This window comes from Nocardia camponoti (assembly GCF_014646135.1).
Classification (GTDB): Bacteria; Actinomycetota; Actinomycetes; order Mycobacteriales; family Mycobacteriaceae; genus Nocardia; species Nocardia camponoti.
Genome location: NZ_BMMW01000002.1, coordinates 482231 through 494797 on the forward strand (window position 1 = coordinate 482231; position 12567 = coordinate 494797).

Below are 12567 nucleotides of genomic sequence, written 5' to 3' on the forward strand. Positions count from 1 at the left end.
CGTCAGTTAGCCGTGACTTCCGGTGCTGATGGTGGCTCACCGGGGAGCACGATGCGCACCAACGCGCCGCCACGGTCGGAGGTATCGACAACAATCGTGCCACCGTGCTTGGTAACGACCTGTTTGACGATGGCCAAACCCAGCCCAGAACCGGGCATCGACCGCGACGCGGTGGTCCGGTAGAACCGTTCGAATACCAGCTCGCGCTCAGCTGCCGGAATGCCCGGGCCCGCGTCGGTGACGACCAGTTCGAGCAGTCCTTCGCCCGTCGGCCGCATCGTGATGCGCACTTCGGCGTCGGGCGGACTCCACTTGGCCGCGTTGTCCAACACGTTGAGCACCGCGCGTTCGAGGCCAGCCTCGTGGCCGTAGACAAACCACGGCTGTAGCTCGGCGACGAAATCGACGTTGCTGCGGCGCCTACGGACGCGCTCAAGCGCGCGTTCGGCGACGTCGCCGAGGTCGATCCGGTCGTATACCGTTTCGGGCGCGTCTTCCCGCGCGAGGTCGACCAGGTCGCCGACCAGCGTCGACAGTTCTTCGATTTGGGCGACAACGTCGGCGCGCAGTTCGGCCATGTCCTCGTCGGGCAGTTGCGGCGCGCCCGGGCGACCCGATGCGATGAGCAGTTCCATGTTGGTGCGCAACGACGTGAGCGGTGTGCGCAGCTCGTGACCGGCGTCGGCGACAAGGCGACGTTGCCGGTCACGCGACTCAGCAAGGGCGCGCAGCATGGTGTTGAAACTTTCGGTGAGTCGCGCGAGTTCGTCGTCGCCGGTGACCGGGATGGGCGTGAGGTCGTCGGTGCGCGCGACCCGCTCGGCAGCGGCGGTGAGCCGCGCGATCGGCCGCAGGCCCGTTCGACCAACCGCGGTACCGGCGGCAGCGGCAAGCACAACGCCACACGCGCCAACAACGAAGAGCAACCACGCGAGTCGGTCGAGCACTTCGCGCGTGCGAGTGAGTTTTTGCGAAATGATCAGTGTGGCACCCGAATTCGTTCGCGCGGCGAGCACTCGTTGATCGCCAACCGTGCGCAACGACGAACTGTTCTTGCCATCGGCGACGGCGAGTTCCTGGCTACCCACCGGCGGAATAGTTTGCTGCGGCGGCATATACGGCTTGTGGTCGGCGAAAATCAACGCGACGCCAACATCGTTGGAGAAAAGCCCGGCCAACACAATCGACTGAAAACCAAGGGTCTCGAAATTGTTGTTGATCATCGTCGCGGCACGCGCTTCTAGCTGCGCGTCGACGTCGGCGTAAAGGGCACGCGCGACCATCGCGTATGCCGCGATCGAGGTGACAGCGACCGCGATGAGCACCACCGACGCGGCAAGCAGCGTGACGCGCCACCGCAGCGAAACCGACCGCGTCAACGGCATCGGCGGCCGCAGCTGCGTGCTGTCGGGAGAAATGCGTAAGTCGGCGACGCCGGAATGTTTAGTAGCCATTTCTCCCCGCTAGGGCGGCGTTTCGCGCAGCACATAGCCGACGCCGCGCACGGTGTGAATGAGTCGGTCTTCGCCGTCGGCTTCGGTTTTGCGGCGTAGATAGCCGATATAGACCTCAAGCGCGTTGCCTGACGTGGGGAAATCGTATCCCCAGACCTCTTCGAGAATGCGTCCACGCGACAGCACGCGACGCGGATTGGCCATCAACATCTCAAGCAACGAAAATTCGGTGCGAGTGAGGCTGATTTGTCGATCGCCACGAGAAACCTCACGCGTGACTGGGTCAAGTGACAAATCCGCGAAAGCCATCGCTTCGGACCCTTCGCCAAGGTCGGGAGTGCGGCGACGTAACAGCGCGCGCAAACGCGCCAACAATTCTTCCAAAGCGAAGGGTTTTGGCAAATAATCGTCGGCACCGGCGTCCAAACCGGCGACTCGTTCGGAAACCGAATCACGCGCGGTCAAAACGAGAATGGGCAGATCATCGCCGGTGCTGCGCAGGCGACGGCACACTTCAAGGCCGTCGAGGCGCGGCATCATCACGTCGAGCACTAACGCGTCAGGCCGGGCAGCTGCCACTTTTTCCAACGCGTCGACACCATCAACAGCCAGGTCGATGGTGTAGCCGTTGAAGCTCAGCGACCGGCGCAGGGATTCCCGCACGGCGCGGTCGTCGTCGACTACCAGAATGCGCATGCGCACAGTTTGCCGTGACCGACTGAGAACGTACTGAGAGGGTGCGCGGGAAAGACTGTGCTGGTGCCAATTGCCGATGCCAAGCGAGCACGGTATCTTTCGAGCGGTAAAACAAGACCTTTCGTTGGTTCTGCGCTCGCATCGCTCCGCGACCTCCCCGCGCGGGCCGGGGTCACACGTGGAAGCAGAGGCAACGCACGCGGATGGAACCTGCATCGCGCTCCTGGCAATTCAGCCTGTCCAACTGGTCGGTCACGCGCAAAGTCGGTGTGGTTCTCGTGCTGCCGGTGATGCTTGCGACTGCGTTCGCGGTGCTGCGCATCAACAACGAATTGCAGACAATGACTCATCTCGGTGCTGCCACCGAGCAGGCCGACGTCATCCGACCCGTGGTCAAATTCGCCACCGCCACCGAACAACTCGCCGTCGCGGCTACCGCTAACTGGGGTGCGATCGCCGACCCGAAGACCGACGCGGCCCTGACCACCTACGACACGGCACTCACCGAGGTGCAAAACGCACTGCGCACCGCACGCCTCGACCGTGCCGTCGCCGCCGACCTGACCGCGGCGACGGTGACCGGCAATACGCTGCGCAACACGGTCCGCAGCGGTTCGCCAGCGATGGTGAGCGAACAGACCGATGAGATCAGCGACCGAATCGGCAGCGCACTGTCGAAAACGCCGCAGGTCGACAACTTCGAAGTGCAGCGATACTTCTTGCAGCTCACGGCGGTTCACCAGGCGCGCAGGGTCCTGACCCGCGAACGCATGCTGGTTGTCGCGCCGGAAGCCGCGACCAACGCCTCAAGCGTGCGGTCCAAGATGCTCGTTGAGCTTGGCTCCGAAGCCAACATGATCAAAACCTACGCGATGGTGATGCCGAGCAACGCGGGCACGATGGCCGCGCTGCTCGACGCGGTGCAGACCCGGATTAGCGTGTTCAGCCAAAACACCGGCGACCCAACGCGTAACGCGGCGGTCCTGAACACGTTGCAGGTCAGCGCCGATACCTACTCGACAACGCTGTCGTCGCTGCTGGACAACATCGACAAAACCCTCGCCGCGAATACCCAGGCCGCCCAGTCGTCGGCGCTGCGCGAAACCACGCTTGTGCTCGCGATGCTGCTCGGCGGCCTCACGCTGGCCCTCGCCGTCGCGCGCACGCTCGTTGTTCCGGTCCGTCGACTTCGTCGCGACGCGCTTGAGGTCGCGCATGTGACGCTGCCCGACGAACTCGCCGTCGTGCGAAGCGGCGCGCCCGCACCCGAAATCACGCCGATCGGCGTGCATTCGACCGACGAGATCGGCCAACTCGCCCGCGCCGTCGACGAGATGCACGAACAGGCGCTGACGCTGGCCGCCGACCAGGCCCGACTGCGCCTGCAAATCGGCAACATGTTCGAGACGCTGTCGCGCCGCAGCCAGTCGCTTGTCGAGCAACAGCTTTCGCTCATCGAAGAACTCGAACACGACGAAGACAACCCGACGCGATTGCAAACGCTGTTCCGTCTCGACCACCTCGCCACTCGCATGCGGCGTAATGGTGACAACCTGCTCGTGCTCGCCGGTACGGCGCTGCGGCGCGGGCACCTTCCGCCCGTTCCGCTTTCGGACATGCTTTGGAGTGCGGTTTCGCAGGTTGAGGATTACCAGCGGGTTGAAATCGGCGCGGTGCCTGACGGTGTCGTCGCCGGTGAGTCGGCCGTCGACATCGAGCATTTGCTCGCCGAATTGATCGACAACGCGCTGCGCTATTCACCGCCGAGCACGTCGGTCGCGGTGATCGTTGGTCGCGCGGTCGACGGTGGCTACCTGATCGAGATCACCGACCGTGGCCTTGGTATGTCGCCCGAAGACCTGCAAACAACGAACGATCGCCTCGCGTCGGGTGGCGAGGTGACGGTCGAAACCGCCCGTCGCATGGGCCTTTTCGTTGTTGGTCGCCTTGCGAAGCGCCATACGATCACGGTCAGTTTGCGCCGCACGTCGGGTCCGACTCCGCAGCCGGGCATCACCGCCGCCGTGCATCTGCCGGGCGCGCTCGTCGCGATTCCGCCGCAGCAGCAGCACATCACCGGCCCGAATCCCATTGTGGGACCGGGCAATACGGGCCCGATACCCTTGGTTCCTTCGCCGCTCGCGCTGCCCAAGGTCCCCGCCCCCGACGTAACTGGGCCGAATCCCGTTCAGTCGCAGGCGAATTCGGTGCCGTTCCCGGCGCTGGTCGGACCCGTCGCTCCGCTTGCTGCCGCCGGACTCAGCCCCGTCACGCCCGCACCGTTTAGCCCACCGGTCGGCTCGCTGCCGTCAACGGCGACCGGGCCGAATCCCCTTGGCATTTCGGTGCCCGAGTCGACGTCGGGGCTGCCGCAGCGTCGACCTGGCGGTGCCGCGAGCCCGCAACCGATCCCGTCGCAGGCCACCGGACCGGTCGACGACGAGAAGCCGTCCGGACTGTGGGCCGAGCACGACACAGATGCCGACCTCGATGCCGACGCGCAGGCCGACATCGACGACGAACCGCAGCGTCAAGACGCGGCGTTCCACGCGGTCGCCGCGGTCGCGACGATGCCGCGCAAGGTAACGCCTGTGCGCCTGTCGGCCGCCGAAACGCCCAACGGCACCGACCCAACCCCAACGGGACCGCCCGCGCCAACGCCGATTTACCAGCGCATGGTTTCGGAGTGGCTGGTCGAGCCCGAATCCGGCGGTAACAATTCGGGCGAAAACGGCGGTAAAGCTCAGAGTTGGAGTGCACCAGGCGACGATGGCTGGTCAGCCGCGGCAAACGCGGGCGCACCTGCCACCTCGTCGCGCACTAGCGGCGGATTGCCGATCCGCAAGCCGGGCGCGCAGTTGGTGCCAGGCGGGCTCACCACTGCCGAGGACACGGGCCCTCGCGATCCCGAGGAGATCCGCAACAACCTGACCCGACATCTCAGCGGCGTCCGCAGCGGTCGTGCCGAGATCCAGTACAACGACGGAGGCCCCGAATGAGCAACGCGCACCCCACGGACGAGAATCTGAACTGGCTGGTCGCCCGCTTCACCCGGGATGTGCCCGGCGTTTCGCATGCCGTGCTCGTCTCCGCCGACGGCCTCTTACAAGCAACGAGCCCGCACTTACCGTCAGATCGGGCCGAGCAGCTAGCCGCGGTCACCGCGGGCCTAGCCAGTCTGTCGGCGGGGGCCGCGCACCTGTTCGACGGCGGCAAAGTGATGCAGTCGATCGTTGAGATGCAGCGCGGCTACCTGCTGGTGATGAGCGTCGGAAACGGCTCGCACCTGGCGGTTTTGGCCAACAAGAGCCACGACATCGGCCGCATCGGCTACGAGATGGCGCTGCTCGTCGATCGGGTTGGTTCGGCTGTCACGGCCACCGCCCGTACCGCCAGCTAGAGGTGAGATGTCAAGTCCGCAGGGAGCTGAGAACCGGCCGACCACCCGCGTTCGGCCGTACGCGCTGACCTCTGGGCGCACTGAACCAGCGGTTGTTTTACCCATGGAAGCGGTGATCGAGACCGTTTCCTACACAGCACACTTGGAGTGGCCCGCAGGCGACTTACGCACTGAGATCCTCCGACTCGGTACCCACCGGCTATCGGTCGCCGAAATCGCCGCATACCTTGGTCGTCCACTGGGTATGGTCCGGGTGATGATCGGCGATCTGGTGGTCGGCGGAATTGTACGAGTGCACTCGACGCTGACCGAGCAAGCGAGTTATGACGAGCGCCGTTCACTGATGGAGAGGACTTTGCGTGGACTCCGTGGCATATAGCGGCACCGATCAGCGGGTCGCGTCGACGAAGATCGTGGTGGCCGGCGGATTCGGCGCGGGCAAAACCACGTTCGTTGGCGCGGTTTCGGAAATCGTTCCGTTGCGCACCGAGGCGATGGTTACCCACTTCTCCGACGGCATCGACGATCTCGCCGAGACGCCGGAGAAGGAGACGACCACGGTCGCGATGGACTTCGGTCGCATCGTTTTGCCAGGCAACCTGGTGCTTTACCTGTTCGGCACCCCGGGCCAGAAGCGGTTCTGGTTCATGTGGGACGACCTGATTCGCGGGGCGATTGGCGCTGTCGTGCTCATCGATACCCGCAGGTTGGAAGACAGCTTCGCCGCCGTCGACTTCTTTGAAGCGCGCGGGCTGCCGTTCCTGATCGCGGTGAACCGTTTCCCCGACGCGCCGCGCTTCCCCATCGCCGAACTGCGCGAAGCGCTTTCGGTGCGTGAGGGCATTCCGATCGTCGATATCGACGCGCGCAACCCGGTCGAGGTGCGGCAGGCACTCGCCGCGGTGACCGAGTACGCGATCGCTCAGCTTGAGCCGCAGCACGCGGGATAATCCCCGGCGAAAAGGGCCCCTGAAGTGGCGATGAGCGGGTTCTCCGTTAGGAGAACCCGCCCTCGTGCACGAGAGTACATACCCGTTCCGTGGCGCGCATTAGTTGTCACGGATTTTTCTTGTCGGGAAAACCAAACTGACAGTTCGCTTTCCGGACGTCAGCAATCCCATCGCAAGCATTTACACCCCGAAACCCCAAGTGACTCAAGTCACATCGGTAGCGGGTCGATTGCTGACCTCATCGCCCAATCGCCCTGAACAGGCATAACGGGCACGCGACAAGTCCCCTAAACGACGTTTGCCCACGATGGCGCTGACTGTCAGTTACCGGCGGCCTACAGGCGATTCGGGTCAATGAGCCCACGACGAACCGCCGCGACGATGCGCCGCGGCACCTGATATTCGGTGCCAGCGACGGTCACCGGAACAAGCTGCGGCACAGTCGCTTTCCACTGTGACCGCCGACTGCGCGTATTCGACCGCGACATGCGGCGCTTGGGAACTGCCATGATTTCAGCCTTCTTTCTTTCCTGGATCAACAACGGCCTGCACCGTCGTCGGGTCGTCAACGCAGGGGTCCTCGTGCCATTCGCCGAACGGATCGGTCCAGCGCGCGACCTCATCAGGCGCGGTTTCGACCAGTCGTAGTTCGTCGTCTTCGACGAGCGCCCAGTGCAGCGCGTGCCGGATCTCGGCGGGATCGGCATCGTGGGCGAGGATCACCAGCGAAACCTCGCGGTCGCCAGCGGTGTCGTCCCAGCGCAGCGCGGCCATCGCGGCCCGTTCGTCGGCGACGTCGGCGCGCTCGTCCTCGTCCATCGCGGCGAGCCAGCGACCGGCGTGACCAACGCGCAGACCGCCGCCCGCCGACTCAAGCCAGAGCACGTGATCGGGCTGGGTCGCCAGCCACATGCGACCGCGCGCGGTGACGACACCGTCGAACAGCACGTCGAGCGCGTCGTGGAGTCGCTCGGGGTGAAACGGCCTGCGCGCGGCGAATTCGAAGACGCTCACGCCATGTTCGACGGTCAACGGCGGCTGACCGCGCAGCAGCGGCGCGTGCGCGTCGAAGCGTTGGCCGCGCCGCGCGTCGGCGGGCAGTCCGGCGAGGAGCACACCGAACTCGACAGCGTCGAAGTCGGTCATGTCAGCACGCCAGGCGATCGGCACGCTCGGGTTCAACCGCGACAGCACCGCGTCGGTTCGGGCGTGGTCAAGCGGGTCGACATCGGCACCTAGCACGACCAGCGCATCGGCGAATTCAGCCTGCCCAAGGGCAACTTGAGCGACTGTCCGTTCGTCGTCAGCGACGGCGACACCGCGATCGGCGAGCGCCTCGTCGCCGGTCGCGTCAGCGAGCCAGGTCGTGCCGTCAAGGAACGCGACGGTCGCCTCAATCGCGACGTTGCGGCCCGCAGGCCCGTCGACGCGGTCGGCAACGCCGTCAACCTCGACGGTGTCGATCGCGTGGCACAGCGCTTCGGCTTCGATCGCGGGATCAAGCAACAACACGATGCGACGGATGTGGCCGCGCGTCGCCAGCTTGCACAGCAGCGGAAGCAGGTCAGCACGCAAGGTGCACGACACGCAGCCGTGCGCCAACTCAAGGATGGTCGTCGTTGTCGAGCCAGCGGTGGTCACCGTGCGCCGGACCACCCCTTCGCGCAGTTCAGCGAGGTCGTGATGCACGACGACGGTCCCCGGCTGCGCGCCGAGTGCGGCGGCGAGCGCCGTCATCGCGGTCATCGGTCGGCCGGCGAACCCGGTCAGGAGCACGACGGGCGTTTTTCGGTCGGACTTGGCTAGCACCGCAAACCCCTTTCGGTAATGATTTTCATTTACTGCCAGAGTGACGGTACAGTGCGGAATACCTCGTTGTCGAAACTGGTTGTCATCACCGGTAAGGAGTTCGTATGTCGGCGCACTGCCAAGTCACCGGACGCAAACCCGGCTTCGGAAAGGCCGTCTCGCACTCGCATCGGCGCACTAACCGACGCTGGAACCCCAACATTCAGCGCAAGACCTACTACCTGCCAAGCGAAGGCCGACGCGTCACGCTGACGCTGTCGGCCAAGGGCATCAAGACCATCGACCGGGACGGAATCGAAGCCGTCATCGCGCGGATTCGCGCCCGGGGCGACAAGATTTAAGGAGCACTCGTGGCATCCAAGTCGACCGAGATCCGGCCGATCATCAAGCTCAGGTCAACCGCGGGCACCGGCTACACCTACGTAACCCGCAAGAACCGCCGCAACGACCCCGACCGCATGACCTTGCGCAAGTACGACCCCGTCGTACGTCGTCACGTCGAGTTTCGGGAGGAGCGCTAATGGCGAAGAAATCCAAGATCGCGCGCAATGAGCAGCGCCGCGAGGTCGTCGCGCGATACGCGGCCCGTCGGGCGGTGCTCAAAGAACTCATCCGCAAGCCGAGCACCGACGAAGCCGTGCGCGCCGAAGCTCTAGCGGAACTGCGCAAACAACCGCGCGACGCGAGTCCGGTACGATTGCGCAATCGGGACGCCGCCGATGGAAGACCTCGTGGTCATCTACGCAAATTCGGTCTCTCCCGAGTGCGTGTACGCGAGATGGCCCACCGGGGCGAGCTGCCCGGGGTCAGAAAATCGAGCTGGTAGTCATCCACTGATCTCGTGAGAAGGAATTCCCAATGGCAGTGAAGCGAGCACCGTCCAAGAAGTCCCGCGCTGAGCAGGGCCGCAAGCCCAAGAAGAACCCGCTCATCGCCGCGGGCATCGAGACCGTCGACTACAAAGATGTGAACCTGCTTCGCACGTTCATCTCCGATCGCGGCAAGATCCGCAGCCGTCGCGTCACGGGCCTCACGCCGCAGCAGCAGCGTCAGGTTGCTGTCGCGGTGAAGAACGCGCGCGAAATGGCGTTGCTGCCGTTCACCACGACCAAGTAGGTCGATAACGCACGAAAGGCGCTCCAACCCAATGGGTTTGGAGCGCCTTTCGCTTTGTGCGAGCCCTTACGGGATGGTGAGCACCTGACCGGCGTTGATCAGATCCGGGTTGTCGATACCCGAAGCCGACGCGATCTCCTGGTAACGGCTGCCATCGCCGTAGAAACGCTCCGAGATGGCCCACAGGGTGTCGCCATCTTCGACAACGTAGGTGCGGATCTCGGGAGCAGCGGGCACCTCTTCAGCAACCGGTGCCGCGACCTGCTCGGCAACCAACTCCGGTGCGGGCAGCGGGTTGTCGGTGTTGGTTGCTGTGGCCCACGCGACCGAGTCGTCGGTGCCGTAAAGCACGACGTTGCGGTCGGGCTGCACGACGAGCCGTTCCACGTTCTTGCCCGCGGTGTCGGTGGACCATGCCTGGGTGCCGTCGCCACGGTAGATGACGAAATCGCCATCGATCTGCAGAGCCGCGCGCTGCACGTTCTGCCCATGAGTTTGCGCGGCCCACACGACGTTGCCGTCAGGCTCGGTCAGCACAAGGTTGCCGTCCGGCTGCAGGGCCAGGGTGTACGCACCACCGGTGAGGGACTGTCCCAGTCCCAGTTCTTCGCCTACGCGCAGCGTGTCGCCCACGATCCGTCCTTTCGAAGATCCAGTTGCAGAGCTTGTACCTAGCTTGTGTTGCTCCAGCGAATGTAGTCGTCTCGCAAGGGAAATGGGAGAGTTTGGCGCAGGGTTAGCGAAAAGTTCACTACGCGCAACGAAGTTGACGAAACAACAAGGGCCCGTTGCCTTGTCGGCAACGGACCCGAGTCGCTACTAGATGTTTGCTGGCTTACCCCGAGGGGTAACCGTCAGTGCGCGAAGTGACGCGCGCCGGTGAGGTACAGCGTGACGCCCGCTTCGCGGCACAGTTCGATGGTGTCCTTGTCGCGAATCGAACCGCCCGGCTGCACGATCGCCCGAACCCCGGCTCCGACAAGGATTTCCGGACCGTCGGAGAAGGGGAAGAAGGCATCGGACGCGGCGACGGAACCGGCGGCGCGCTCCCCCGCGCGGTCGACGGCAAGCTTGCACGAGTCGACCCGGTTCACCTGACCCATGCCAACACCAACGGCGGCACCGTCATTGGCGAGCAGGATCGCGTTCGACTTCACGGCACGGCATGCGCGCCAAGCGAATTCGAGGTCGGCGAGGGTGGTCGCGTCGGCGGGATCGCCAGCGGCGAGCGTCCAGTTGGCCGGATCGTCGCCGGGGGCGTCGATCACGTCACGCTCCTGAAGCAGCGCACCGCCGCTGATCGGGCGAAGCTCAATGCCCTTGCGCTGCGGCGCTTCCGCGACAAGCACGCGCACATTCTTCTTGCGCGCCAACACGTCTACCGCGCCCGGCGCGTACGACGGGGCGACAATCACCTCGGTGAAGATGTCGGCGACCTGTTCAGCCATCTCGACACTCACCTCGCGGTTGGCCGCGATCACGCCGCCGTAGGCGCTCACCGGGTCGGTCGCGTGCGCCTTGCGGTGCGCTTCGGCGATGTCGGCACCGGTCGCGATACCGCACGGGTTGGCGTGCTTAATCACCGCGACAGCGGGCAGGTCGAAGTCGTACGCGGCACGCCATGCGGCGTCAGCGTCGGTGTAGTTGTTGTACGACATTTCCTTGCCGTGCAACTGCTGCGCCTGCGCAAGACCCACGATGCCGTCGTTGGCCGTGTACAGCGCGGCCGACTGATGCGGGTTCTCGCCGTAGCGAAGCACCGCGGCGCGCTCCCACGAGCCAGCGGTCCACTCCGGGAAGGCTTCGGTATCGGTGTCGGCGTCGGCGACAGCGGGCACCGCGACCGAGCCCATCCAGCTGGCAACCGCGATGTCATAGCTCGCGGTGTGCTGGAAAGCCTTGGCGGCCAACGCGGTTCGCTCAGCGAGGGTGAACCCGCCCGACTTCACCGCGTTCAGCACGTCGTCATAGTCGCGAGTGTCGACAACGACACCGACCGACGGGTGGTTTTTGGCGGCGGCACGCACCATCGACGGGCCGCCGATGTCGATCTGCTCGACGCACTCGTCGACGCTCGCGCCGCTCGCGACGGTCTGGGTGAACGGGTACAGGTTCACCACAACGAGTTCGAACGGCTCGACGCCAAGCTCAACGAGCTGGTCGACGTGCTCGTCGCGACGGGTGTCGGCCAAGATGCCAGCGTGCACGCGCGGGTGCAGCGTCTTGACGCGACCGTCGAGGGTTTCGGGGAACCCGGTTAGGTTCTCCACCTTGGTCACCGGAATGCCAGCGTCGGCAATCTTGGCTGCGGTCGACCCCGTCGAGACGAGCTCAATGCCCGCCGCGTGCAGGCCGGTTGCCAACTCTTCGAGTCCGGTCTTGTCGTACACGCTTACCAGCGCCCTGCGGATCGGCTTGCGTTCACTCACCGGCGTGCTCGCTCATCTGGTATTTCTGCCTTTCGTCCGTCGGAGACAATGCCGCGCGTCGCGACCGCGGCGACCACCTCGGTCAGCAATCTGCGCTCGACAACCTTGATGCGCTCGTGGAGGGTGGCTTCGTCGTCGTCAGCGGCGATCGTCACCGCCTCCTGCGCGAGAATGGGCCCGGTATCGACGCCAGCGTCAACGAGATGCACCGTTGACCCGGTGACTTTCGCGCCGTAGGCCAGCGCGTCACGCACTCCGTGCGCGCCGGGGAACGACGGCAGCAGCGCGGGATGGGTGTTGATCACGCGACCAGCGAAGCGGGCGAGGAATTCGGGGCCGAGAATTTTCATGAAACCGGCGGAGACGACCAGGTCAGGCTCGTGTGCGGCGACAGCTGCGGTGAGGGCGGCGTCCCAGCTCGCACGGTCGGGGTAATCACGAACCGCGATTTCGAAATGCGGAACGGCCGCTGCTTCGGCATGCTTAGTGGCGACACACGGTCGATCTACGCCGACAGCGACAACTTTGGCGGGAAAGTCCGGCGCGCTCGACGCTTCGAGCAGAGTGTTGAGCAGCGAACCGGTGCCCGACGCGAGGACAACCACCCTCGTCGGGGTCCCCGCGGGCTTGGGCTTATACGTGGCCAAGTTCGACGTCAGCGCTCTACTCCTGCGGTGCGGGGGCCGTGGGCTGGCGGAAATAGCGATACCGCC

General features: G+C 64.9%; 15 protein-coding genes. 8 read left to right on the plus strand and 7 right to left on the minus strand.

Going from position 1 to position 12567, the window contains the following annotated elements:
• Positions 1-2: 2 nt before the first annotated feature.
• Both IEX78_RS10460 and IEX78_RS10465 read right to left on the minus strand, forming a co-directional pair.
• Positions 3-1454: a HAMP domain-containing sensor histidine kinase gene (locus IEX78_RS10460; protein WP_188828716.1), complete on the minus strand. Its 1452-nt coding sequence runs from the start codon at positions 1452-1454 to the stop codon at positions 3-5.
• 9 nt (positions 1455-1463) lie between these two features.
• Positions 1464-2150, minus strand: coding sequence for a response regulator transcription factor (locus IEX78_RS10465; RefSeq protein WP_188828717.1), 687 nt, complete (start codon positions 2148-2150; stop codon positions 1464-1466).
• A 203-nt stretch (positions 2151-2353) separates the two neighbouring features.
• On the opposite strand from IEX78_RS10465, the gene IEX78_RS10470 reads away from it, so the two are divergent.
• The 4 genes from IEX78_RS10470 (at position 2354) to IEX78_RS10485 (ending at position 6500) form a co-directional block, all read left to right on the plus strand.
• Positions 2354-5149 carry a sensor histidine kinase gene (locus IEX78_RS10470; protein ID WP_188828718.1) on the plus strand — a complete coding sequence of 932 codons (2796 nt, stop codon included), beginning with the start codon at positions 2354-2356 and terminating at the stop codon, positions 5147-5149.
• Positions 5146-5550, plus strand: a complete 405-nt coding sequence (locus IEX78_RS10475) for a roadblock/LC7 domain-containing protein (RefSeq protein ID WP_188828719.1) — start codon at positions 5146-5148, stop codon at positions 5548-5550. Before IEX78_RS10470 ends, IEX78_RS10475 begins: the two co-directional genes overlap by 4 nt.
• A gap of 103 nt (positions 5551-5653) precedes the next feature.
• Positions 5654-5929 carry a DUF742 domain-containing protein gene (locus IEX78_RS10480; protein ID WP_373291559.1) on the plus strand — a complete coding sequence of 92 codons (276 nt, stop codon included), beginning with the start codon at positions 5654-5656 and terminating at the stop codon, positions 5927-5929.
• A complete protein-coding gene (locus IEX78_RS10485) occupies positions 5910-6500 on the plus strand; it encodes a GTP-binding protein (protein ID WP_229683864.1) in 591 nt (196 codons plus the stop codon). The genes IEX78_RS10480 and IEX78_RS10485 overlap by 20 nt, the downstream gene beginning before the upstream one ends.
• A gap of 335 nt (positions 6501-6835) precedes the next feature.
• Here the strand turns inward: IEX78_RS10485 and rpmF are convergent, their stop codons facing one another.
• Positions 6836-7009: a 50S ribosomal protein L32 gene (gene rpmF / locus IEX78_RS10490; RefSeq protein ID WP_188828721.1), complete on the minus strand. Its 174-nt coding sequence runs from the start codon at positions 7007-7009 to the stop codon at positions 6836-6838.
• A gap of 4 nt (positions 7010-7013) precedes the next feature.
• On the minus strand, positions 7014-8309 hold the full coding sequence (gene mrf, locus IEX78_RS10495) for a ribosome hibernation factor-recruiting GTPase MRF (protein ID WP_188828722.1): 1296 nt from the start codon (positions 8307-8309) through the stop codon (positions 7014-7016).
• Between the two features lie 104 nt (positions 8310-8413).
• Between mrf and rpmB the strand changes: the two genes are divergently transcribed.
• Genes rpmB through rpsR form a run of 4 tightly spaced genes read left to right on the plus strand, consistent with a single transcriptional unit; the run spans position 8414 to position 9425 of the window.
• Positions 8414-8650, plus strand: a complete 237-nt coding sequence (gene rpmB, locus IEX78_RS10500; RefSeq protein ID WP_188828723.1) for a 50S ribosomal protein L28 — start codon at positions 8414-8416, stop codon at positions 8648-8650.
• Between the two features lie 9 nt (positions 8651-8659).
• Positions 8660-8830: a 50S ribosomal protein L33 gene (rpmG, locus tag IEX78_RS10505; protein ID WP_188828724.1), complete on the plus strand. Its 171-nt coding sequence runs from the start codon at positions 8660-8662 to the stop codon at positions 8828-8830.
• A complete protein-coding gene (rpsN, locus tag IEX78_RS10510; protein WP_188828725.1) occupies positions 8830-9135 on the plus strand; it encodes a 30S ribosomal protein S14 in 306 nt (101 codons plus the stop codon). The genes rpmG and rpsN overlap by 1 nt, the downstream gene beginning before the upstream one ends.
• 32 nt (positions 9136-9167) lie before the next feature.
• Positions 9168-9425, plus strand: coding sequence for a 30S ribosomal protein S18 (gene rpsR, locus IEX78_RS10515; protein ID WP_188828726.1), 258 nt, complete (start codon positions 9168-9170; stop codon positions 9423-9425).
• Between the two features lie 66 nt (positions 9426-9491).
• Here the strand turns inward: rpsR and IEX78_RS10520 are convergent, their stop codons facing one another.
• The 3 genes from IEX78_RS10520 to purN all read right to left on the minus strand — a co-directional run bounded on the left by IEX78_RS10520 (position 9492) and on the right by purN (position 12513).
• A complete protein-coding gene (locus IEX78_RS10520; RefSeq protein WP_188828727.1) occupies positions 9492-10058 on the minus strand; it encodes a LysM peptidoglycan-binding domain-containing protein in 567 nt (188 codons plus the stop codon).
• Between the two features lie 221 nt (positions 10059-10279).
• Entirely contained in the window at positions 10280-11854 is a 1575-nt protein-coding gene (purH, locus tag IEX78_RS10525; RefSeq protein WP_188828728.1) for a bifunctional phosphoribosylaminoimidazolecarboxamide formyltransferase/IMP cyclohydrolase, read from the minus strand.
• The gene (purN, locus tag IEX78_RS10530; protein WP_229683991.1) at positions 11851-12513 is read right to left on the minus strand and encodes a phosphoribosylglycinamide formyltransferase; all 663 of its coding nucleotides are present in this window, start codon (positions 12511-12513) and stop codon (positions 11851-11853) included. The genes purH and purN overlap by 4 nt, the downstream gene beginning before the upstream one ends.
• Between the last annotated feature and the right edge of the window lie 54 nt (positions 12514-12567).